This is a genomic window from Streptomyces sp. NPDC050806, from assembly GCF_055586425.1.
The window spans coordinates 363,783-384,861 of record NZ_JBVJIF010000001.1; the positions used below are offsets into that span (position 1 = coordinate 363,783).

General features: G+C 72.8%; 19 protein-coding genes. 10 read left to right on the plus strand and 9 right to left on the minus strand.

Translation table 11 applies throughout. The features are described from left to right. Nucleotides 1-138 precede the first annotated feature (138 nt). Entirely contained in the window at nt 139-768 is a 630-nt protein-coding gene (locus ACZ6WH_RS01660; protein ID WP_432850486.1) for a TetR/AcrR family transcriptional regulator, read from the plus strand. Between the two features lie 98 nt (nt 769-866). Then, complete coding sequence (locus tag ACZ6WH_RS01665; protein ID WP_469725183.1) at nt 867-3,290, plus strand: DHA2 family efflux MFS transporter permease subunit; 2,424 nt, start codon at nt 867-869, stop codon at nt 3,288-3,290. Between the two features lie 78 nt (nt 3,291-3,368). Here the strand turns inward: ACZ6WH_RS01665 and ACZ6WH_RS01670 are convergent, their stop codons facing one another. From ACZ6WH_RS01670 to ACZ6WH_RS01680, 3 genes are read right to left on the minus strand one after another with little or no spacing between them, the layout of a single operon-like run. After that, a complete protein-coding gene (locus ACZ6WH_RS01670) occupies nt 3,369-3,992 on the minus strand; it encodes a GNAT family N-acetyltransferase (RefSeq protein WP_469725184.1) in 624 nt (207 codons plus the stop codon). A 15-nt stretch (nt 3,993-4,007) separates the two neighbouring features. Beyond that, nucleotides 4,008-5,369: an APC family permease gene (locus tag ACZ6WH_RS01675; RefSeq protein WP_469725186.1), complete on the minus strand. Its 1,362-nt coding sequence runs from the start codon at nt 5,367-5,369 to the stop codon at nt 4,008-4,010. 53 nt (nt 5,370-5,422) lie between these two features. Beyond that, a complete protein-coding gene (locus tag ACZ6WH_RS01680) occupies nt 5,423-6,307 on the minus strand; it encodes a carbon-nitrogen hydrolase family protein (RefSeq protein WP_469725187.1) in 885 nt (294 codons plus the stop codon). A gap of 118 nt (nt 6,308-6,425) precedes the next feature. Here ACZ6WH_RS01680 and ACZ6WH_RS01685 point away from each other — a divergent pair, with 118 nt between their 5' ends. Next, the gene (locus ACZ6WH_RS01685; protein ID WP_469725189.1) at nt 6,426-7,220 is read left to right on the plus strand and encodes a FadR/GntR family transcriptional regulator; all 795 of its coding nucleotides are present in this window, start codon (nt 6,426-6,428) and stop codon (nt 7,218-7,220) included. Nucleotides 7,221-7,267: 47 nt separating this feature from the next. Continuing rightward, nucleotides 7,268-8,464, plus strand: a complete 1,197-nt coding sequence (locus ACZ6WH_RS01690) for a serine hydrolase domain-containing protein (RefSeq protein WP_469726215.1) — start codon at nt 7,268-7,270, stop codon at nt 8,462-8,464. 101 nt (nt 8,465-8,565) lie between these two features. Here the strand turns inward: ACZ6WH_RS01690 and ACZ6WH_RS01695 are convergent, their stop codons facing one another. Further along, nucleotides 8,566-11,073, minus strand: coding sequence for a Pls/PosA family non-ribosomal peptide synthetase (locus ACZ6WH_RS01695; protein WP_469725191.1), 2,508 nt, complete (start codon nt 11,071-11,073; stop codon nt 8,566-8,568). A gap of 542 nt (nt 11,074-11,615) precedes the next feature. On the opposite strand from ACZ6WH_RS01695, the gene ACZ6WH_RS01700 reads away from it, so the two are divergent. Next, the gene (locus ACZ6WH_RS01700) at nt 11,616-12,281 is read left to right on the plus strand and encodes a response regulator (RefSeq protein WP_469725192.1); all 666 of its coding nucleotides are present in this window, start codon (nt 11,616-11,618) and stop codon (nt 12,279-12,281) included. A gap of 20 nt (nt 12,282-12,301) precedes the next feature. Continuing rightward, on the plus strand, nt 12,302-13,456 hold the full coding sequence (locus tag ACZ6WH_RS01705) for a sensor histidine kinase (RefSeq protein ID WP_469726217.1): 1,155 nt from the start codon (nt 12,302-12,304) through the stop codon (nt 13,454-13,456). A 15-nt stretch (nt 13,457-13,471) separates the two neighbouring features. Here the strand turns inward: ACZ6WH_RS01705 and ACZ6WH_RS01710 are convergent, their stop codons facing one another. Further along, nucleotides 13,472-14,359, minus strand: coding sequence for a LysR family transcriptional regulator (locus ACZ6WH_RS01710; protein ID WP_469725193.1), 888 nt, complete (start codon nt 14,357-14,359; stop codon nt 13,472-13,474). Between the two features lie 133 nt (nt 14,360-14,492). On the opposite strand from ACZ6WH_RS01710, the gene ACZ6WH_RS01715 reads away from it, so the two are divergent. Both ACZ6WH_RS01715 and ACZ6WH_RS01720 read left to right on the plus strand, forming a co-directional pair. After that, complete coding sequence (locus ACZ6WH_RS01715; RefSeq protein ID WP_469725195.1) at nt 14,493-14,870, plus strand: YybH family protein; 378 nt, start codon at nt 14,493-14,495, stop codon at nt 14,868-14,870. After that, nucleotides 14,867-16,048: a flavin-dependent oxidoreductase gene (locus ACZ6WH_RS01720; protein ID WP_469725196.1), complete on the plus strand. Its 1,182-nt coding sequence runs from the start codon at nt 14,867-14,869 to the stop codon at nt 16,046-16,048. Before ACZ6WH_RS01715 ends, ACZ6WH_RS01720 begins: the two co-directional genes overlap by 4 nt. A gap of 89 nt (nt 16,049-16,137) precedes the next feature. Here the strand turns inward: ACZ6WH_RS01720 and ACZ6WH_RS01725 are convergent, their stop codons facing one another. Together ACZ6WH_RS01725 and ACZ6WH_RS01730 are read right to left on the minus strand one after the other, a co-directional pair. Next, on the minus strand, nt 16,138-16,872 hold the full coding sequence (locus ACZ6WH_RS01725; protein WP_469725198.1) for a dienelactone hydrolase family protein: 735 nt from the start codon (nt 16,870-16,872) through the stop codon (nt 16,138-16,140). Between the two features lie 260 nt (nt 16,873-17,132). Next, entirely contained in the window at nt 17,133-17,666 is a 534-nt protein-coding gene (locus ACZ6WH_RS01730) for a hypothetical protein (RefSeq protein WP_469725200.1), read from the minus strand. Between the two features lie 137 nt (nt 17,667-17,803). Here ACZ6WH_RS01730 and ACZ6WH_RS01735 point away from each other — a divergent pair, with 137 nt between their 5' ends. After that, nucleotides 17,804-18,562: a nucleotidyltransferase domain-containing protein gene (locus ACZ6WH_RS01735; protein ID WP_469725201.1), complete on the plus strand. Its 759-nt coding sequence runs from the start codon at nt 17,804-17,806 to the stop codon at nt 18,560-18,562. A gap of 25 nt (nt 18,563-18,587) precedes the next feature. On the opposite strand, the gene ACZ6WH_RS01740 is transcribed toward ACZ6WH_RS01735, so the two are convergent. Together ACZ6WH_RS01740 and ACZ6WH_RS01745 are read right to left on the minus strand one after the other, a co-directional pair. After that, nucleotides 18,588-19,067, minus strand: a complete 480-nt coding sequence (locus tag ACZ6WH_RS01740; protein WP_469725202.1) for an NUDIX hydrolase — start codon at nt 19,065-19,067, stop codon at nt 18,588-18,590. Then, complete coding sequence (locus ACZ6WH_RS01745; RefSeq protein ID WP_469725204.1) at nt 19,064-20,608, minus strand: ATP-dependent DNA ligase; 1,545 nt, start codon at nt 20,606-20,608, stop codon at nt 19,064-19,066. The genes ACZ6WH_RS01740 and ACZ6WH_RS01745 overlap by 4 nt, the downstream gene beginning before the upstream one ends. Nucleotides 20,609-20,852: 244 nt before the next feature. On the opposite strand from ACZ6WH_RS01745, the gene ACZ6WH_RS01750 reads away from it, so the two are divergent. Further along, entirely contained in the window at nt 20,853-21,005 is a 153-nt protein-coding gene (locus ACZ6WH_RS01750) for a hypothetical protein (RefSeq protein ID WP_181138642.1), read from the plus strand. Nucleotides 21,006-21,079: the final 74 nt, after the last annotated feature.

The following is a 21,079-nucleotide window of genomic DNA, read 5'->3' on the forward strand; positions in this document are numbered from 1 at the left end:
TTGCGTTTCGCTCGGGGCCGGGCGTAGGCTCGAAGAGGGTAAGAGTACGAAACCGTTTCGATCCGCTCTGCCCCGCCGCTCACCCCGAGGGCCGCACGCCCGGGAGCAGGCACACACGCCCCGAACGAACAGGTGCTCATGTCCGTCTCCACTCCGCCGCCGGCCACCCCCGCGCCGCGTCACAGCGGCGAAGGGGCGGCCCGTCGGACCCGGCTCTCGCCGGAGCGCGAGAGCGAGCTGTACGCGGCCGTCCTCGACCTGGTGCGCGAGGTCGGGTACGAGAGCCTCACTCTGGACGCCGTCGCCGCGCGTTCCCGGTGCAGCAAGGCCACGCTGTACCGGCGCTGGCACGGCAAACCCCGGCTGGTGTCCGCCGCGCTGCGGCACATGCGGCCCTTCTCGCTGGAGGACCTGGACACCGGCTCGCTCCGCGGCGACGTGCACGAGCTCGCCCGGCGCATCGGGGAGACCAAGAAGGACATCGAGCTGATGCGCGGCATCACCCATGCCGTGCACAAGGACGCGGAGCTGGCCGAGGCCATGCGCACGGCCCTGATCGAACCCGAACTGGAGGTGATGCAGGCGATGCTCGACCGGGCGGTCGCCCGCGGCGAGGTCGACCCCGGCTGCCCCGCGATCCCCTTCTTCCCGCACGCGTTGTCCGGCGCCGTCTTCGCGCGCCCGATGATCGAACAGCGCCCGGCGGACACCGCGTACCTCACGGGGTACCTGGACGCCGTGGTGCTTCCCGCCCTGCTGCGGACCTGAATCCGGCCCGGACCGGACGCCGGGCCGTACGCACGAGAACCACCCCCGGGGACTCCGGAAGAGGAGTACCGGACCCCGGAAGATCCAAAGGACTCCGTATGACATCCACCCCTGTCGATGAACGTGCCGACGCGGGACAGCCGGCGGAAGCGCCGTCCGACGGCCGGGCGACGGGGCACGCACCCCACCGCTGGTGGGTGCTGGCCGTCATCGGCCTCGCCCAGCTCATGGTGGTGCTGGATGCCACCATCGTGAACATCGCCCTCCCGTCCGCCCAGCAGGACCTGGGCTTCAACAACGACGGCCGGCAGTGGGTCGTCACCGCCTACTCCCTCGCCTTCGGCTCCCTGCTGCTGCTCGGCGGCCGGCTCGCCGACCTCTTCGGCCGGAAGACGACGCTGCTGATCGGCCTGATCGGTTTCGCGGGCTCCTCCGCGCTGGCCGGCGCCGCAGGCGGCTTCTCGATGCTGGTCGTCGGCCGCGCCCTGCAGGGCCTGTTCGGCGCGCTCCTCGCGCCCTCGGCACTGTCCCTGCTGACGACGACCTTCACGGACGCCAAGGAACGCGCCAAGGCGTTCGGCATCTTCGGTGCGATCGCCGGTTCCGGCGGCGCGATCGGACTGCTGCTCGGCGGCGTTCTGACCGAGCACCTGGACTGGCGCTGGACGCTGTACGTCAACCTCGTCATCGCCGTCGTCGCGGTCATCGGCGCGCTGGTCTTCATCCGCCGCCCCGCACCCACCACCCGGCCCCGGCTGGACCTGTTCGGCACGCTGCTCGTGGCGGCCGGTCTCTTCGGCATCGTCTTCGGCTTCTCCAACGCCGAGACGCACGCCTGGAGCCACTGGATGTGCTGGGCGTTCCTCGCGGGCGGCGGTGTGCTGGTGCTCGCCTTCGTGCTGTGGGAGACGCGTGCGGGGCACCCGCTGCTGCCGCTGCGTGTCCTGGGTGACCGCAACCGTGCCGCGTCCTTCATATCCGTGTTCATCTCGGGCGCGGGCATGTTCGGGGTCTTCCTCTTCCTGACCTACTACCTTCAGCAGACGCTCGCCTACACGCCGGTCAAGACCGGTCTCGCGTTCCTGCCCATGGTCGGCATGCTGATGGTGATGGCGCAGCTGTCGATGAACATCCTGGTGCCGAAGATCGGCCCCAAGCCGATCGTGCCGCTCGGCATGCTCTTCGCGGGGGCCGGCATGGTCTGGCTCACGCGGCTGGACCTGGACAGCACCTACGCCGCGCACGTGCTGCCGCCGCTGCTGGTGATGGGCCTCGGCCTCGGCATGGTCATGCCGCCCGCCATGAGCCTGGCCACCCTCGGTGTCGCCCCCAACGACCAGGGCGTCGCCTCCGCGACGGTCAACACGATGCAGCAGGTCGGCGGTTCGATCGGCACCGCGCTGTTCAACACGATGGCCGCCAGCGCCGTCACGAACTACCTCGCCGACCGCAAGCCGACCAAGCTCAACCAGGCCGAGGCCGCGCTGCACAGCTACGACGTCGCGTACTGGTGGGCCGCCGCGTTCTTCGCCGCCGGCCTGGTCGTCACGCTGCTGCTGTACCGCAGGGGCAAGGCCGTCGCCGACCACGGCCCGGCCGTCCCCGTCGAGGCCGAACACCACGGCCACGGCCGGCACGGTGCGCCGTACGACCCGTCCGAAGGCGCTGACCCCACGGCCACGGCCGAGCTCCCGGTGACCGGCGCCACCGCGGCGCCCGGCGCCGAGACCACACCGATCCCGGTGACCGCGGCCACCGCGGCGCTGTCCGGCCCCGCCGTGCACGGCCGGGTCCTGGACGCGGCCGGCGGCCCGGTGCCGCACGCCGCCGTCACGCTGATCGACCCGGGCGGCCGGCAGCTCGGACGGGCCGCGGCCGCCGCGGACGGCCAGTACGCACTGGCCACCCCGGCCGCCGGCAGCTACGTACTGGTCGGCGCCGCCGCCGGGCATCAGCCGCGGGTCGCCACCCTGGCCGTCGGCGAGGAGCCGGTCGCGTTCGACCTGATGCTGGCCGGCACCGGCGGCCTGGAAGGCACGGTGCGCAATGGCACGGCGCCGGTGGCGGGAGCCCTGGTCGTGGCCACCGACGAGCGCGGCGACGTCATCGAGTCGGCCGCCTCCGGCACGGACGGCGGCTACCGGCTGCCCTCGCTCGTACCGGGGGTCTACACCCTGACGGCCAGCGCGGAGGGCTTCCAGCCGTACGCCGGCATGGTCGAGGTCTCCGGCGGCGTACCGACCCGGCAGGACGCCGTGCTCCAGCAGGCGGCCACCCTCCGCGGCACGGTGCACAACCGCACCGGAACCCCGCTGGGCGACGCACGCGTCTCGCTGCTGGACCCCGCGGGCAACGTGGTGGCGGTCCGTACGACGGGCCCGGACGGCGCGTACGCGTTCACCGACCTGTCCGGCGGCGAGTACACGGTCGTGGCCAGCGGCTACCCGCCGGTCGCCACCCCCCTGAGCGTCACCGCCGAGGGCCACGACGGCTTCGACATCACCCTCGCCCACGGGGAGTGACCCAGAGGCAATCAAAGGAGGGCGGCATCCACAGGGATGCCGCCCTCCTCGTTGTTCCGGCCCCGCGGAGGGCCGGACCTACCGCTCCCCGTCCGTGCCTCCGCGGGCCGGGCGGTGCATGGGCCAGAGGAGCGGGCCGTCGGGGTGGGGGCGTATTTCGGCGGTGACGGTGAAGCCGAAGTGTGCGTAGAAGGGGATGTTGTCCGGCTTGGAGGACTCCAGGTGGACGGGGAGGCCCGCGGCGTCGGCGCGGGCCAGGCCCGAGCGGAGCAGGGCGGCGCCGTGGCCCTGCCCGCGTACCAGGGGATCGGCGCCGATCACCGCGAGGTACCAGTGCGGTTCCGGGGGTGTGTGCGCGGCGACCTCTTCCACGACGTCGCGCAGCAGCGGGGCCCGGTCGCCGAGGATGTCCACCAGCTCCTGCACCGTGCCGGCATCCGGTACGGCCTTGTCGCGGGCCTCCGGCGGGACCCAGAACGCAGCCGCCGATTCGGTGAACTCGCACTGGGCGTACGGCTCGTACTGCCGGTGGAAGAGGGTGGTGAAGTACCGCCCGAGCCGTTCGCCGCGGGTGGTGGCGTCGGGGAGCAGCCAGGACATCAACGGGTCGTCGTCGAAGGCCCGGGCCAGCGACCGGCTGATCGACGGTGCGTCGTCGGCGGTCGCGGCCCTAGGGGTACGCGTGTTCGGCATACCGTGCATTCTGCCCGGCCATGATCAGCCGGTGGCACCGGGTTCGGCCGGCTCCTCCGTGAAGCGCATTTCGGGCGGCGGGACGCGGAACAGCCGGGTCAGGTACGCGAGATAGCAGGCGCCGACGGCGAGCCAGACCAGGCCGAGGGTGAGGGCCTTGCCGTCCAGCCGGGTGAGCAGCCAGAGGTCGACGGCGGCGCCGATGGCCGGGAACGCCAGGTAGGTGACCGGGTTGAGCCGGGTACCGGCGTGCCGCTCGCGCAGCCAGGTCGCGATGACGCTGATGTTGACCAGCGTGAAGGCGGTGAAGGCGCCGAAGTTGATGAACGAGGTGGAGGTGGTGACGCTCAGCCGGAGGGCGATGAGGCCGATCAGGCCGGTGAGGGCGATGTTGAGGGCGGGGGTGCGGAGCCGGGGGTGGAGGTAGCCGAAGAGGCGGCGCGGGAGGACGCCGTCGCGCCCCATGGCGTACAGCAGGCGGGAGGCGCTGGCCTGGGCGGCGATGCCGGAGGCGAACTGGGCGACGACGAGGCCGGCGAGGAAGACGGAGGCGAAGAGGTCGCCCGCGATGGTCTTCGCGATCTCGAAGGCCGCCGAGTCGGGATCGTCGAACGCCGCGCCGGGGTGGACGAGCTGGGTGGTGTAGGCGAGGACGACGAAGATGCCGCCGCCGATGAGGGCGGTGAGGAGGATGGCACGCGGGATGGTGCGCTTCGGATCGACCGCCTCCTCGGTGAGCGTGGTGACCGCGTCGAAGCCGAGGAAGGAGTACGCGGCGACGGCCGCACCCGCCGAGATGCCGGTCACCGTGGTCGCGTCGTTCACGAAGGGCGTCGCGCTGAAGATCGCCCCGGTGCCGCCCCGGTGGAAGACGTGCAGCAGGGAGAGGACCGCGAAGAAGCCGATGACCAGGATCTGGAAGGCCATGAGGAGGTCGTTGGCGCGCTCGGCGGTGCGGATGCCGCAGATGTTGAGCGTGGTGGTGAGGACGATGAACGCGAGGATCCACACCCAGGAGGGGACGCCGGGGAACTCGGCCTTGAGGTAGGCGGCGCCGATCAGCCAGATGACCATCGGCAGGAAGAAGTAGTCCAGCAGGGTCGCCCAGCCGACGAGGAAGCCGGCCCTTGAGTCGATGGCACGCCGTACGTAGGTGTAGGCGGAGCCGGCGACGGGGTGGCGCGCGGCCATCTTGCCGTAGCTGTGCGCCGTGAAGATCATCGCGAACATCGCGAGCAGATACGCGGTGGGTACGGCGCCGTCGGTCTCACCGGCGACGACACCGAACGTGCCGAGCACGATCAGCGGGGCCATGTAGGCGAGGCCGAAGGCGACGACGCCCTTGAGGGACAGGGTCCGGCGGAGCGCGGGGGCTTGCTCGGTCACGGTGGTGCTCCAGAGTGGTGGTGACGAGGGTGCGGAGGCGGGCGGGACCCGGGTCAGGGACGGGCGCGGTGCGGCCCCGGCCGCCAGGTGCGGGGGTCGATCCGGCCGTCGTACAGCGGCAGTTCGACGGCGGCGTCCCGCTCACCGAACTGCTCCCACATGCGGCTGAGGCCCGCCGTCCCGTAGGTGCGGACCCGCTCGACGTCGTCGAGGTCGAGCACGTCGGTGAGGACGGTGGACGCGGAGTCCGCCGCTTCGGTGCGGACCCGGCCCTCCGGGTCGACGATCAGGCTGCGGCCGGTGCCCTCCGGGCCCGCCGTGTTCACGCTGAGCACGTACACCTGGTTCACGATGGCGTTGGCGCGCGCGAGCACCAGCTCCTGTGCCCGGTCGGCGGTGGTCGTCATGACGGGGTTCACGATGGCCTCGGCGCCCATCCACGCCAGCTGCCGCGCCACTTCGGGGAACCAGGCGTCATAACAGATCGCGAACCCGATGCGGCCCGCCTCGCCCAGGTCCGCGACGACGAAGCGGTCCCCGGACGCGTACGGCTCGTACGGGCGCCAGGGGAAGACTTTGCGGTACGAGGCGGCCAGCCGGCCTTCGGGCGAGAAGGCCAGCGCGGTGTTGAACAGTTCGCCGCCGGGCCCCCGTTCGCACACCGTGCCGGGCAGCAGCCAGACACCGAGGTCGCCGGCCAGCTCGGCGAGGGCCTTGGTCCGCGGGCCGTCCAGCGGCTCCGCGGCGTCCTGCAGCCGCGCCTCGCTCTCCTCGCCGGAGCCCGCCACTCCGCAGAGGTGCAGCTCGGGGTGGGCCACGAGCCGCGTCTGCGGGAACTTCGCCAGCAGCGCCTGGACATCCTCGGCGAAACCGGACAGGGGTGCTTCGGCGGGGCGGGGCGGGGCCTGGGCGAGTGCGACGGGCAGCGGACGGGACATGACGGTCACCTGTTTCGGAGAAGCGGAATGCGTTCTTCTGATCGTCGAGAAAATAGAGCACATTGATCACTTAAACAAGAGTGTTCAAGTTGAGCAGTTTTTTGGTTACGGTGCCTCCATGGTCGGCTCCTCCTCGTCCCGCTCCATGCCCGACGCGCCGCCGGCCGCGGCGCGCCCACCGATACCTCCGGCGCCCGACGCCCTGACCGCGCCACCGCTGGCCGGCATCCGGCGGCTGTCGGCGCTCGACGCGGTACGCGCCCGCATCGCCCTCGCGGTCGACCTGGGGCTTCTCAAGCCCGGCGAGCGGCTGCCGGCCACCGACCGGATCGCCGAGGCGCTGGACACCTCCGAGATCACCGTCCGCCGCGCCCTGGTGGCACTGTGCCGGGACGGGATCCTGGAGCGCCGCCGGGGGCGCACCGGCGGCACCCTGGTGGCCGAGCACCCGCCCCGCGGCGCGGTCGCCGCCGTGGAGTCCTACCGGGCCGCCGCGCCCGACGTCCACGCCCTGATCGACCACCGGCTCGTCCTCGAATGCGGCATCGCCCACCTCGCGGCGGCCCGGGGGCCGGACGAGGCGGCCGGGCGCGAGCTGGAGCGGCTGGTGGAGGAGATGGAGCGGGCCGAGAGCTGGGCCGAATTCCACCGCTGGGACGAGCGGTTCCACCTCGCCGTCGCGGCCGCCACCGGGCTGCCCTCGGTGGCCGAGCCGTACGGGCTCGCGCTGAAGGAGCTGTACCGCTACTACCTGCCCTATCCGCTGGCGCACTTGCGCGAGTCCAACGCGGAGCACAGGGCCCTGGTCGAGGCGGTGCGCCGGGCCGATCCGGCCGCCGCGGCGGAGGTCGCCCGGCGCCACGTGCAGACCCTGCACGAGAGCATGTTCATGCACTTGTTGGAGGATTCCTGACCGGGTTACGTTGCCGAAGGCAACTATTGGTCGGTGTGAAGCGAGGGATCGTGACAGCAGTCGTGCAGGGCCACTGCGCCCCCGGGTTCGAGAACGTCCGCGCCGAGTTCGCGCGCAACTTCGCCGAGCGCGGCGAGGTCGGCGCCTCGCTCGCGGTGACGCGCGACGGCGAGTTCGTGGTGGACCTGTGGGGCGGGTACGCCGACGCCGCCCGCAGCCGCCCGTGGGAGCGTGACAGCCTGGTCAACGTCTACTCCACCAGCAAGGGCATGACCGCGCTCTGCGCGCATCTGCTGGCCGACCGCGGCGAACTCGACCTCGACGCCCCCGTCGCCCGCTACTGGCCGGAGTTCGCGCAGGAGGGCAAGGCCGAGATCCCGGTGCGCTGGCTGCTCTCCCACCGCGCGGGCCTGATCGCCCCGCGTGAGCCCCTGGCCCCCGACGACATCTACGACTGGGAGAAGACCTGCGCCGTGCTGGCCGCCACCGAACCGTGGTGGCAGCCGGGCACCGCACAGGGCTACCACGCCGTCAGCTTCGGCTTCCTGGTCGGCGAGGTCGTCCGCCGGATCACCGGCGCCTCGCTCGGCACGTTCCTGCGTACCGAGATCACCGAACCGCTCGGCGCCGACCTGTACATCGGCACGCCCGAATCCGAGCACGCCCGCTGCGCCGAGCTGATCACGCCCGGCGCGGGCGGCAGCCTGCGGCAGGTGTTCCCCGGGATGCCCGAAGGGCCCTTCACCGCGCTGGACGCGCACCCCCTGGCCGGCGTGGCCGTGGCCATGGGGCATCTGCCGATCGGCGATGTGAACAGCGCCCGCTGCCGCAGCGCCGAGATCCCCGCAGCCAACGGCAACGCCACCGCCCACGGCCTGGCCACGGTCTACCGCGCCCTCGCCGCCGGCGACCTGGTCGGCCCCGGCACCCTGGCGGCCATGCGCGCGCAGCAGAGCCGGGACGACGAGGAGGACCTGGTGCTCAGCGCCGCCGCGCCGGAGCGGCTGCCGTTCGCCTGGGCGGCCGGGTACATGCTCAACTCCTACGGCTACTTCGGCCCCAACCGCGACGCCTTCGGCCACGGTGGCGCGGGCGGCTCGCTGGCCTTCGCCGACCCGGAGAACCGGCTCTCCTACGCGTACACGATGAACCGCTTCGGCGGCAGCACTACCGGTGGCGACACCCGCAACCTCCAGCTCGTCGAGGCGGTGTACGCGGCCCCGCCGCTGAGCGGGAAGGCGTAGCGCACGGCGCCGCCCGGCGGCGGCACGCGCCTGGTGCGGCGCGTACCGCTGCCGGGCGGCAGCCGGTCTTGACCGGGGCGGGCCCACCGCCCCGCGGTCCGTCACATCTCGCGCGCAGGGTTACCGACCCAGCGGGCGTGCGACGGCACCTCCTCGCCCTTCATGAGGAAGGAGTCGGGCCCCAGCACCACGCCGTCGCCCACGGTCACACCGTAGTGAACGAGGGTGCCGGTCCCCAGGGTGCAGCCGTTCCCGAGCGTGGAGCGGTCGGACTTGAACGTGCCGTCCTCCTGGGAGTGGCACTGGATGACGGTGCTGATGTTGAGCGTGCAGTCGTCGCCGATGGTGACGAGCGTCCGCTCCGGCATCCTGGCGCCGTCGTCGAAGAGCCGCCGGCCGAGCCGGACCCCCAGCAGCCGCCAGAACAGACCCTTGAACGGCGTGCCGTTCAGCAGCCGCAGCTCCATCGCCTGGTGCTTCCAGAACCGTTCGTGCTGCCAGAAGTGCGGGTGGTAGATGGAGCAGAAGCGCGGGCTCTGCGGCCGGAACCTGGTCGAGGCCCGCTCGGCGAGCGCGGTGAACCCGAGCGTGAACGCCAGGGTGAGGACGGTGGCCGCGGCGAACGCCAGCGCGCCCACGGACGCGTAGAGACCGGCGGCCGCACCCGCCAGCAGCAGGACGCCGAAGAGGTGGATCCACCGGGCGAACAGGAACGAGGCCAGCGTGACGGCGTTGTGCCGGTTCTTGCGGGCGAGCTGCTGGCGCAGCTCCGCACCGCTCCGCAGGTGGTCGAAGGTCGCGTCGCGCTCGACGGACCGCGGGATCTCGAAGCTGGGGGACCCCAGGAGCCCCACACCCTCCCGCACCTCCCCGTCGATCGGAACCATGACCTTGGTCGCGAGCAGGCAGTTGTCGCCCGTCCGGCCCCCGGCGGGGTAGGCCACCTGGTTCCCGAGGAAGTTGTGCGGGCCGATCGCCACACGCGTGACGCGGAAGGACGTACTGGAGTAGTCCGCGTTGATGACCGACAGGCCGTCGGCGACCATCGTCCCGGTGCCGATGGTGCTCAGGTACGGGTTCTCGTGCTTGACGTCGGTGCCGAAGTTCGACCCGGTCTGCTCCACCCGCGACAGGTCGTACCCGATGCCGCGCAAGTAGTGGACGACGAGGGAACTGTCGCCCGCGAGCCGCATGAAGAACTTGTTGTTGGTCACGCGCGCGATCGCCCGGTGCACCGAGTAGTGGAAGCCGTACAGCGGATAGACCTTGTCCGGCTTCAGGAAGAGGTGCAGCAGCCGGGGAACGGTGGTCACGAAGAGCAGCCCGAAGAGCAGCGAACCGAAGAAGAGCACGAAGGACGCGGCCAGCGCGTCACGATAGAACACCCAGCTCGTGAAGGTCAGCGGCTCAGCGGTCAGCAGCGAGTTCAGCTGCGGCACCTGCGAGACCAGCAGGTCGGCGCCGCCCATCACCAGCGGCACGTACAGGAGCAGCGCGGTCAGCAGCTGGGCGAGGCTGTAGGAGACCCGGCTCGCCGTGGTGCACCGGGCGGGACCGGTCCGCCGGTAGTCCGTGTCCGTCGGCTGCCCGGGAGTGCCGTGCCGGCGTTCCCCCGCGGGTACGGCCTGCCCGGCGTGCAGCGACGAGGCATGGCCGAGCTGCGCCCCGTCGCCCATCGAGACGTCGATGTCCAGCACCGTGCCCTCGCTGAGGTACACGTCCTTGCCGAGGGTCACGGGACCGGTGTGGATCCAGCCCGATTCGGCCCGGTAGCACGTGAGAAACGCTTCCTTGCGGATGACCGTGTGGTCGCCGACGGTCAGCAGGTCGGTGCAGACGGGCACGTGCTTGGAGAGGATCGCGACCCGGCTGCCGATATGCGCGCCCAGTGCCTTGAGGTAGAGCACGTACAGCGGCGAACCGGCGAACAGCACCAGTGGGTTGAGCTGAATCAACGTCCTGACCAGCCAGAACCGGACGTACGCCAGGCTCCAGATGCGGATCCGCTGTGGCTTCCACCGGCCGATGAGCAGCCACTTGGCCAGGATCGGCAGGACACACATGCCGAGGAAGACCGCCCCGCCGAACAGGACCGTGCGCACATAGCCGTCGAGCAGCCCCGAGCCGGCCGCGATCCAGTCGTAGCCGAGGGCGAGGACGAGGGCGGTGACGTAGGCGTAGCCCAGGAACAGCAGCAACTGCAGGGCGCCGCACATGACATAGCGCGCGGTGCTCGGCGGGGCCGGCTCCGGCGGGGCCGGCACGTCGGCCACCATCACGTCCGGAACGGCGGGTGCGGGCACCGGGGCGTCGAAGGCCGCGGCCAGGCTGCGGATCGTCGGGTACCGGTAGATGTCCTTCATGGACACCGTCGGCAGGTCGTCGCGCTTCCTGAGCCGGGCGCAGAATTGCGCCATCAGCAGCGAGTCGGCGCTGAGGTCGTCGAAGAAGTGGCTGTCGAGCGGTACGTGCTCGACGTGTACCACGGCGGCCAGTACGTCGGCGAGGAGGCTTTCGGTGCCGGCCGTCGTGGCGACGGAATGCTCGCGTGGGGCGGTTGACGGTTCCGCCAGGTCGGTAGCCGTGACCTGAGCGTTCTTTCCCACCACATGAACTCCTTGAGAGTAACGATCGAGCGGGCGGGCGAGGGCGGAGTGGAGGCGCCCACTCGCCCGCGGGTCGGGGGGCCGGTCCCTCGGGGTCCGGGGGTGCGGTGGGGGAAGCCCCCGGGGCCGGAGGAGAAGGACGGGGCGGCGGGGAGGGCCGCGTACCGGAGCCGCCGTGCGCCGACGGCGGCGGCACACGTCCGTCAGGACCGCCGCTCCCGAACGGTGGCAATCACCGGGACACCACCGGCAACGCGGTGGGTCTGGGGACCCGCCCGGCCGGGTACGGGCCCGGTGACACCTGCGGCAGTGCGCTGTGCGTCGTCACGGCCCACAGTCTTCGGAACGAACGGGATTCAACCGATCCGCCAAGTTTCCGGAGCGGCCCCGCCGGGCGGCCGGAGCCGTTCCGCCGACCGGCCGGGCCGGCCCCGCCGACCGGCGGGAGCCGCCCCGCCGCATGGCGGGAACCAGCCGCGGGCACCCGGAAGCCGCAGTTCAACGTGGTACACATCGGGCGGTGTCCCGAGGCGAGTGGAGCACGCGTGATCCGGGTACTGGTGGTCGACGACGAGGCCCTGATCCGTACGGGCTTCCAGCACATCCTCGGCGCGGCCGACGACATCGAGGTCGTGGCGGCGGTCGCCGGGGGCCAGGCGGTCCGGTCCGTAAGGGAGTTGCGGCCGGACGTCGTGCTGCTCGACATCCGGATGCCGGACGTGGACGGGCTCACCGTCCTGGCCGACCTCCGCAGTCTGCGGCAGCCGCCGGTGGTCGCGATGCTCACCACCTTCGACACCGACGAGTACGTGGCGGCCGCGCTGCGCTCCGGCGCCGACGGCTTCCTCCTCAAGGACACCGACCCCGAACAACTGCCGCACCTGATACGTACGTTGGCGGCCGGCGGTGTCGTCCTGTCCGCCACGGTCACCCGCACCGTCGTCAACGGCTTCCTGGACAGCGGCCCCGACGAGCCCGCCGTGCGCGGCGTGGCCCGGCTGACCGACCGCGAACGCGCCGTGCTCCGGCTCGTCGCGGACGGGCTGTCCAACGCCGACATCGGGACGCGGATGCACCTGAGCACCGGCACGGTCAAGGACCACGTGAGCACCATCCTCACCAAACTGGAGGTGGGCAGCCGGGTCCAGGCCGCTCTGCTCGCCGAACGCGCGGGGCTGCTCAGGACCCCGCGGGCCGGGGAGGCCACATGAAGGCCCGGGAAGCACGGCCGATGCTCAGATCCGGCCGGCCGCTGGGCCTGCTGAAGTCCCGCCGGCCGCCGGTGCTGCTGCTGGACACCGCCCTCATCGTCGCCGTCCTGCTGGACGCCTGGGCCCACTACGAACCGGACGACCCGTGGGGCACCGCCCTCTCCCTGCTCGCCGCCTTCTCCCTCGCGCTGCGCCGCCGCCTGCCGCTCACCACCTTCCTGCTCACCCTGCCGGCGCTCGTCATCGCGGACGCCAAGTACGCCTCGCTGGCGGCGCTGTACACCTTCGCCTCGCTGACCCACCGCCGCGTACTGCTCGCCATCTGCGCCCTGACGGTCGTGGCGGGCCACGTCGTGCCCTGGCCGTACCCGGAGTACGACGACTACCAGGACACCTCGACCCTGATCCACGTCGGGTACAAGCTGGCGATGGCGGCGGCGCCCGTCTTCCTCGGCCAGCTCGTCCAGGCCCGCCGGGACCTGTCGGTGCGGCTCGCCGAGATCTCCGAGGCGCGCGACCACGAGCGGCTGCTGCTCTCGCAGACCGTCCTTGCCAAGGAACGCGCCCAGCTCGCGCGGGAGATGCACGACGTGGTCTCCCACCAGGTCAGCCTGATCGCCGTACGGGCCGGGGCGCTCCAGGTCGGCACCCGCGACCCGGCGGTGAAGGAGGCGGCGGCCACCATCCGGCGGCTCAGCGTGCAGACCCTGGAAGAACTGCGGCACATGGTCAGCGTGTTGCGTGCCTCGGGGAGCCGGCCGACGGAACTGACCCCGCAGCCCTCCCTCGCCGACCTCCAGCGCCTGGTGAGCTGCAGCGGCATCGAGGCGGAGCTGAAGACCGACCTGCCCGAGGGACTGCCGCCGACCGTCCAGCGGGCCGTCTACCGCACCGTCCAGGAAGCCCTGACCAACGTGCGCAAGCACGCCCCGGGCGCCACCGCGACGGTACGCATCCACTCCGAGGGCGGCACCCTGCACGCCGTCGTCACCAACACGGCCCCCACCCGCCCGGCGCTGCCGCTGCCCAGCTCGTCCCACGGCCTGGTCGGCCTGCGCCAGCGGGCCGAACTCCTCGGCGGTACCGTCACCGCCGGCCCCACGGACCAGGGCGGCTACCGGCTCCACCTGGCGCTCCCGACCGAGGGCCGGCCGGGAGCCGGCGGGCAGCGCTGAGCGGCCGGCGGTCGGCTACGGCGCGTCGTGCAGCATGGCGCGGGCCCGGTCGATCAGGGCGCGCGCCGCCGGGCTGCGCGGCCCGTCGGCCCGCCAGGCGAACACCAGGCGTCCGCGCAGCGCGGGCGGATCGATCCTGACCGTCCGCAGCCGGTCGGCCGACGCCTCGGCGGCGACGCCCGGGAGGATCGCGGTCCCCAGCCCGCGTGCGGCGAGCTGGGCGAGGACCTCCGGCTTGCTCGCCTCGAAGGCGATCTCCGGCGTGAAACCCGCCGCCGCACAGGCCTCGTCGAGCCGGGAACGCAGGCCCGTGCCGCGCGGCAGGCTGATCAGCGGGCGGCCGCGCAGGGTGTCGAGCGAGACGACGGAGTGCACGGCCAGTTCGTGGTCGGGGCTGACCGCAGCGACGAGCGGCTGGTCGTCCACCACGATGATGTCCAGTCCGTCCGGGGTGCCGCTCCCCACGCTGACGATCGCCGCGTCCAGCCGGCCCGTCCGCAGGTCCTCCATGAGCGCGTCCGACGTGGCCTCGGACAGCGTGATGTCGACCGCGGGGTGGGCTTCGTGGAACTCCGCCAGCAGGCCGGGGAGATCGACGTGGTGCGAGGTCACGGTCCCCACGGCGACATGCCCGCGCAGCAGCCCGGTCAGCTCGTCGACGGCCGCCCGTGCCCCGTCCACCGCGGCGAGCGCCGCCCGCGCGTACGGCAGGACGGCCGCGCCCACCTCGGTGAGCCGCACCGCGCGCCCCGAGCGGTCCAGCAGCTCCTGGCCCAGCTCCCGCTCCAGCCGCCGGATCTGCGCGCTCACCCCGGGCTGGGCGACGTGCAGCTTCTCCGCGGCCCGGGTGAAGTTCCGCTCCTCGGCCACGGCGACGAAGTACTGCAACTGATGAAGCTCCATGACGGGCAGTCCAGCCTTCCATAACTGTTCCTTCTCGCCAGCATACTCATCATCTCTTGGACTTCTCATCGCCCCGGGACGAGAGTGAAGACACGCGGACCACACCGGCCGCGGAAACGAGAGGGGAACCGCCATGACCGAGACCCGTGCACGTGCCACCACCCCGGAGGACCTGGCCCGGCTCTTCGTGGAGCGCGCCAACGCCCGGGACGCGGAAGGGCTCGCCGAGCTGTACGCACCCGACGCCGTCCTCGCCTTCCCGCCGGGCTCCGCCACCGTGGGCCGGGACGCGATCCGCGCCGTGTGCGAGCGGCTGGTGGCCCACGCGCAGCTGCCCTTCGTGGCCGAGGAGCCGCTGCCCACGCTCCGGTACGGCGACCTCGCCCTGACCTCCACCCGGCCCGCCGACGGCACGGGCGGCCGGGTCCAGGTCGCGCGCCGGCAGCCGGACGGCACCTGGCTGCGCATCATGGACCGTCCGGAGACCCCCGCGGCCGGGGCCGGACGATGACCGTCCTCGTCGCCGGAGCCGGGATCGGCGGCCTCACCGCGGCGCTGAGCCTGCACGCCGCCGGGATCGACGCGCTCGTGGTGGAGAGCGCCCGCGAGGTCCGGCCGCTCGGCGTCGGGATCAACCTGCTGCCGCACGCGGTACGCGAACTCACCGAACTGGGCCTCGCCGACGACCTCGCGGCGCTCGGCGTGGCCACCGCCGAGAACGTCTACAGCGACCGGACCGGCCGGCGGATCTTCACCGACCCGTGCGGCAGAGCGCAGGGCTACCACTGGCCCCAGTACTCCATCCACCGCGGCGAGCTGCAACTGCTGCTCCTCGCCGTGGTCCGCGAGCGGCTGGGCGCCGACGCGGTCCGTACCGGAACCCGCCTGGTGGACTTCGAGGAGCGGGCGGACGGCGTGCGGGCCCGGCTCCTCGACCGGGCGACGGGGGAGGAGCGGGAGCACGAGGCCACCGCGCTGGTCGGCGCCGACGGCCTGCACTCGGTGGTCCGGGCCCGGCTGCACCCGCAGGACGGCCCGCTGCGGTGGTCGGGCATCCGGATGTGGCGCGGGGTGACCGAGGCAGCACCGTTCCTCACCGGCTCCTCGATGACCGTCGTGACCGGCGGGGACGCGCAGCTGGTCGCGTACCCGATCGGCCGCGGCCGCATCAACTGGGTCTGCCTCGTCCGGGTGGCCGGGCCGCAGCCGCTCACCGAGGACGCCGGCCGGCACCGCGCGGGCCGCCCGGCCGACGTCCTGCCCCACGTCGCGGACTGGCGGCTCGGCTGGCTCGACGTACCGGGCCTGGTGGCGGGCAGCGACGTCCTCCTCCAGTACCCGATGGTCGACCGCGACCCGCTGCCCGCGTGGGGGCGCGGCCGGGTCACCCTGCTCGGCGACGCCGCGCATCCGATGTACCCCGTCGGCGCCAACGGCGGGTCCCAGGCCGTCGTCGACGCCCGCGTACTCGCCCACGAACTCGCCCGTGCCCCCGGCGTACCGGAGGGCCTGGCCCGCTACGAGTCCGCGCGCCGCGACGCGACCGCGGCCGTCGTCCGGGCCAACCGCGAGATGCACCGGGCCATCGGCCGGACCCCGCAGGAGCTGGCCCGCATCACCGCCACCTACCGCCACGCCACCGGCAGCGACGTGACCGTACTCAACTCCCGGGCCTCACTGACACCTTGACGCGGGGTGTGACCCGGGCGACCGAGCGGCCCGCGAAGCACCATCGGGGCCTGGTCCGCAAGCGCAGGTATGGTCTCCGCGCCGGAGCCTCAGCTGCTGCTCAGGGTGCGGTCCAGGAGCGGGAGCAGGCGGTCCCAGTGGCGCTGCAGCCCGGAGGCGCTGAAAGCGTCGGTGTCGGACATGGTGAAGCCGTGGGTGGTGCCGGGGTAGATCTCGGAGGTGTAGCTGACACCTGCGGCGTCCAGGGCCTGGTTGAGCTCGCCGAGAGCCTCGGGTGTCATGTCGCCCTCGGCGTGGCCGAGATGGACCTCGGCGGTGAGCTTGGCGAAGAGGCCGGGCCCGTCGGCGCCCACGGGGCCGTGGAACGCGGCGACGGCGGCCACCTGGCCGGGGTGAGCCGCGGCGGTGCGCATTGCCCAGAGGCCGCCTATGCAGTAGCCGGTCACCGCGACCGGACCGGCGCCGACCTCGGGCCGGGCGGTGAGGAACCCGAGGTAGGCGTCGGCGTCGCGCAGGACCCGTTCGGCGGTGTGCGCCTCGATCAAGGGCATCAACCGGTCGAAGACCGCGGGCCGGGCCTCTTCTCCGATGTACTCGGGAAGCTCGATCACCGGAGCCGGGCCATGCCGGTAGAGGGGGTTCGGGACGAGTACGTAGTACCCGTGCGAGGCCAGTTCGCGGGCCAACTCCCGCAGCACGGGCCGGATGCCGAAGCCGTCCGTGTACATCAGCACCCCCGGGTGCCGCTCACCACCGTCGGGGAAGGCGGCGAATGCGTCGGCCCGGCCGTCCGCGGTGGGAATCCGCAACGTCTTGATGGGCATGAGGTCTCCTGTCGTGGTTGATGTGTCGAACCTGTGATCAACACGACGGGAGGCGGAGCCCGCGCGGCAGCGCCGGTTCCTCGCCCGAACAGCGGGCCCGTACCGGCCCGTACGGCGCTCAGGAGAGCACCGGGTCACCGATCCGTGTGTGGCGCAAGGCCGTCCCGGCAGTCATGCCCACAACATAGCCCACAGCCCTGTCGCCCGGTGCGACAACATGTCTGTGCTTGCTGAGGGCCGAGGGGGCCGGCGTGCCGCTGTCAGGCCGTACGGAAGCTCGTGGCGGCCTGCTGGACGCGGAGCTGCTCCAAGGTCTCGGCCTGGCGGTCGGCGCGCTCCAGGAGGTCGTCGAGCCGGGCGGCGTCCAGGCGGGCGTCGGTCTCCGCCAGTTCGCGCAGCGTCCGCCAGCCCGCCGCCTTGCCCGCCACGCCCAGCCGCAGCACCTCCAGCTCCAGGAGCGGGCTGAGCGGCGAGCGGGACAGCAGCCGGCGGTTGCTCTTCAGCCGGCCGGCCTTCTCGGCGGCCCAGCCCGCACCGGCCTTGTAGCCCCGGGCGCGGATGCCGAGGTCCTTCATGATGCGCAGCAGGGCCGCCCGGTCCGCGGTGATCTCGGTGGCCAGCGCCTTGAGGGTCTCGTCGGGCGCGGCGGCCACGGAACTCCTGGCCAGCCGGCGCGCCAGCTCCGTACCGAACGTCGCCCCGGCCAGATGGTCGTTGAGGTACACGCCGAGCAGCGCGAGCCGGTCGTCTCGCGGGCCGCGCGGCACGGAAGGGGGCACGGTGCGCTTCCTCATGCGGCCACGGGTACCCGCCGGCACCGCGCATATCCTCGATCCCGGCGCCGGAGGCCCTTTCGAGGGCCGCCGTCACCCGAACGCCCCGGCATCCGTCGTCACCCGCCTCCGACACCGCGAACGAAACGGCAACTTCCATGGCTGCTCTCACCGATCAGGCGTTCCCCGGTCATGTCGCCGACCGGCTCGCCGCCCTGCCCACCGTGCAGGCCGTCACCCTCGGCGGCTCGCGTGCCCAGGGCACCCACACCCCGGACAGCGACTGGGACTTCGCGCTGTACTACCGCGGTGCCTTCGACCCAGCCGACCTGCGTGCCGTCGGCTGGGAGGGCGAGGTCTCCGAGGTCGGCGACTGGGGCGGCGGCGTGTTCAACGGCGGGGCCTGGCTGACCATCGACGGCCGGTCCGCCGACGTCCACTACCGGGACCTCGACGTCGTCGAGCACGAACTCGCCGAGGCGCGGCAGGGCCGCTTCCACTGGGAGCCGCTGATGTTCCACCTCGCGGGCATCCCCAGCTACCTCGTGGTCGCCGAGCTGGCCGTCAATGAGGTGCTGCGCGGCGAACTGCCCCGCCCCGCCTACCCCGAAGCGCTGCGCGCCACGGCACCCTCGGTGTGGCGCGGCCGGGCGGAGCTCACGCTCCGGTACGCCAGGGGCGCGTACGCCGCGCGCGGCCGGGCCACCGAGGTGGCCGGCGCCCTCGCCACGGCCGGTATGCAGACCGCGCACGCGGTCCTCGCGGCACGCGGCGAGTGGACCACCAACGAGAAGCGGCTCCTGGAACAGGCGGGACTGCGCGGCCTCGACACGCTCGTCGCCGGCCTGCGCCCGGACCCGCAGCACCTCATGGACGCACTCACCGAGGCGGAGGCACTGTTCGACGCCGCGGCCTGAAGGGTGTCAGCCGGAGGGCCGTCCTTCAGGCGGACGGGCCGTCCTTCAAGTGCGCCAGGAGGCGGTCCACGAAGGCGCGTTGGGCGGTGATGAGCACTTCCTCGGCGTCCTCCGGGCCGTACCAGGCGACGCGGTCGATCTCGGGGAAGGAGCGGATGACGCCGGAGCCCCTGGGCCACTCCGTCTCGAAGGTGCCCGGAACGACCGCTTCGGGGTCGAGGTCCGCTTCCGCGGCCCAGACGGTGACCGTCTTGCCGCCCGACTGGCGTACCTCGCCCAGGGGGACGTACGGGCCGTCCGGCGGCGGCAGGCCCAGCTCCTCCTCGAACTCCCGCCGGGCGGCCGCCAGCGGCTCCTCCGGCGGCACGTACTCGCCCTTGGGCACCGTCCACCCGCCGGCCGTACGGCGGGCCCACAGCGGCCCGCCCATGTGGGCCAGCAGCACCTCCGTCCCGGTGCCCGCGCGGCGGTACAGCAGCAGTCCGGCGCTCCGCTTCCCGGTCATGACGGCGGCGCACCGTGGGCCGCGAGGATGCTCTTCACCGTGTCGGCCTCCTCGGGTCTCTTGTCCTCCCGGTACCGCACGACCCGGGCGAACCGCAGGGTCACCCCGGCCGGGTAGCGGGAGGAGGTCTGGAGGCCGTCGTAGGCGATCTCCACGACCAGTTCCGGGCGTACGGTCACCACGTACCCGCTCTCGTCCACGGCCAGCTCCCGCAGCCGCTCGGTCTGCCAGGCCAGTACCGCGTCCGTGAGGCCCTTGAAGGTCTTGCCGAGCATGACGAAGGAGCCGTCCTCCGCGCGGGCCCCGAGGTGGAGGTTGGACAGCTTCCCGGCGCGGCGGCCGTGCCCCCACTCGGCGGCCAGGACGACGAGGTCCAGGGTGTGCACCGGCTTCACCTTGAGCCACGAGGCGCCGCGCCGCCCCGCACTGTAGGGCGCGGCGAGCCCCTTCACGACGACGCCTTCGTGGCCGCGGCGCAGGGTCGCCGCCCAGAAGTCCTCCACCGCCTCCAGGGCTGCCGCGTCGCCGGGTTCTCGGACCACGACCCGGCGGACCCGCATCGGCTCGGGTACGAACCGGGCCAGCTCCGCGTGGCGCTCCTCGAAGGGCAGATCCATCAGGTCGCGGCCGCCGGCGTACAGGACGTCGAAGAAGACCGGTGACAGTGGCAGCGCGGCCTGCGCGGCGGCCACGTCCACCCGGGAGCCGAAGCGCCCGGCGGTGCGCTGGAAGGGCAGCGGCCGGCCGTCCGCGTCCAGCGCGATGACCTCGCCGTCGAGCACGAAGCGGGTGGCCGGGAGGGCCAGCGCGGCCTCGACGATCTCGGGGAGCCGGTCGGTGACGTCGTCCAGGGTGCGGGTGTGGACACGTACGTCGTCGCCGTCGCGGTGCACCTGTACGCGGATGCCGTCGAGCTTCTCCTCCACGGCGCAGGGGCCCAGCCTGGCGACCGCCTCGGCCGGTGACTTCGCGCTCTGCGCGAGCATCGGGCCGACCGGCCGCCCGACGGTGAGCCGGAACCCGGCCAGCGCGGGCGGCCCGTCGGCCAGCAGGGTCCGGGCCACTTCCTGGAGGCCGCCCAGCATCACGGCCCGCCGGACGTCGGCCGCCGGCGCGTCCGTGGCCGCCGCGAGCGCCTCGACGGCGAGCGCGTCCAGTGCGCCCTGGCGCACCTCGCCGGTCAGCAGGCCGGTCAGGAGGTGCTGCTCCGGCTCGGTGGCGGCGGCGAGCAGTTCCTGCACCAGCCGTCGGCGTTCGCCCTGCGAACCGGCCCCGGCGACCCCGGACAGCTCGGTCAGCGCCGAGTCGACGCCGCGTACGGTGAGCGTGGCGTCGGCCGCCGGGGGAGCCGGGTCGCGCAGCGCGTTCCAGCCGATGCCGATCCGTCCCTGGGGCAGCCGCCCGGCGAGGTACGGGATGACGACCGGTACGTCCTCGGGCGCGGCCTCCCGGAACAGCTCGGCCAGCAGCGCGACCTTCTTGGAACGCGCGGAGGTCGAGGCGACTTCCCGGGACACGCGGGCAAGGTGGGCCAGCAGCATACGGCCATCCTGCCTCGCACGGCCGGGCCACGCCTCCGGGCGGGAACGCCTGGCGTGCCGGGCCCGCGCGGCGGCCGGCACGACGCGATCCCGCCAAAAGTTGGCGCGCCCCGCCCGCTTCACCAGCCACAGGGATTGCCATTCATTGACACTTGCTTGGCAAATCTTTTACCTTCGACCGGTGCGGCAAAAGCGCACGTCAGCGCCGCATGTCCAGCTCACGCTCCACCTCACGGAGGTTCGCATGGAACAGCTCATCAAGAAGATGGCCCAGGACGACGTCTGGCAGGGCTGGGTCGCCGCCAACTCGGCGCAGAAGGCGGACAAGGACGGCTGCATCAGCGCGTCCCCGAAGAGCGGCTGCATCAGCGCGACGAAGACCGGCTGTATCTCCTGACCCGTCGCCGCCCGGCGTTCCGGGGCCGGCCGGTGGCGCATCCGCGTCGCCGGCCGGCCCCGGCACCGGTCCAT

What these genes read in the sequence shown, in the direction of transcription:
- ACZ6WH_RS01660 (WP_432850486.1), top strand. Translation starts at nt 139, where the DNA reads ATGTCCGTCTCCACTCCGCCGCCGGCCACCCCCGCGCCGCGTCACAGC.
- ACZ6WH_RS01665 (WP_469725183.1), top strand. Translation starts at nt 867, where the DNA reads ATGACATCCACCCCTGTCGATGAACGTGCCGACGCGGGACAGCCGGCG.
- ACZ6WH_RS01670 (WP_469725184.1), bottom strand. Translation starts at nt 3,992, where the DNA reads ATGCACGGTATGCCGAACACGCGTACCCCTAGGGCCGCGACCGCCGAC.
- ACZ6WH_RS01680 (WP_469725187.1), bottom strand. Translation starts at nt 6,307, where the DNA reads ATGTCCCGTCCGCTGCCCGTCGCACTCGCCCAGGCCCCGCCCCGCCCC.
- ACZ6WH_RS01685 (WP_469725189.1), top strand. Translation starts at nt 6,426, where the DNA reads ATGGTCGGCTCCTCCTCGTCCCGCTCCATGCCCGACGCGCCGCCGGCC.
- ACZ6WH_RS01705 (WP_469726217.1), top strand. Translation starts at nt 12,302, where the DNA reads ATGCTCAGATCCGGCCGGCCGCTGGGCCTGCTGAAGTCCCGCCGGCCG.
- ACZ6WH_RS01710 (WP_469725193.1), bottom strand. Translation starts at nt 14,359, where the DNA reads ATGGAGCTTCATCAGTTGCAGTACTTCGTCGCCGTGGCCGAGGAGCGG.
- ACZ6WH_RS01715 (WP_469725195.1), top strand. Translation starts at nt 14,493, where the DNA reads ATGACCGAGACCCGTGCACGTGCCACCACCCCGGAGGACCTGGCCCGG.
- ACZ6WH_RS01720 (WP_469725196.1), top strand. Translation starts at nt 14,867, where the DNA reads ATGACCGTCCTCGTCGCCGGAGCCGGGATCGGCGGCCTCACCGCGGCG.
- ACZ6WH_RS01725 (WP_469725198.1), bottom strand. Translation starts at nt 16,872, where the DNA reads ATGCCCATCAAGACGTTGCGGATTCCCACCGCGGACGGCCGGGCCGAC.
- ACZ6WH_RS01730 (WP_469725200.1), bottom strand. Translation starts at nt 17,666, where the DNA reads ATGAGGAAGCGCACCGTGCCCCCTTCCGTGCCGCGCGGCCCGCGAGAC.
- ACZ6WH_RS01735 (WP_469725201.1), top strand. Translation starts at nt 17,804, where the DNA reads ATGGCTGCTCTCACCGATCAGGCGTTCCCCGGTCATGTCGCCGACCGG.
- ACZ6WH_RS01740 (WP_469725202.1), bottom strand. Translation starts at nt 19,067, where the DNA reads ATGACCGGGAAGCGGAGCGCCGGACTGCTGCTGTACCGCCGCGCGGGC.
- ACZ6WH_RS01745 (WP_469725204.1), bottom strand. Translation starts at nt 20,608, where the DNA reads ATGCTGCTGGCCCACCTTGCCCGCGTGTCCCGGGAAGTCGCCTCGACC.
- ACZ6WH_RS01750 (WP_181138642.1), top strand. Translation starts at nt 20,853, where the DNA reads ATGGAACAGCTCATCAAGAAGATGGCCCAGGACGACGTCTGGCAGGGC.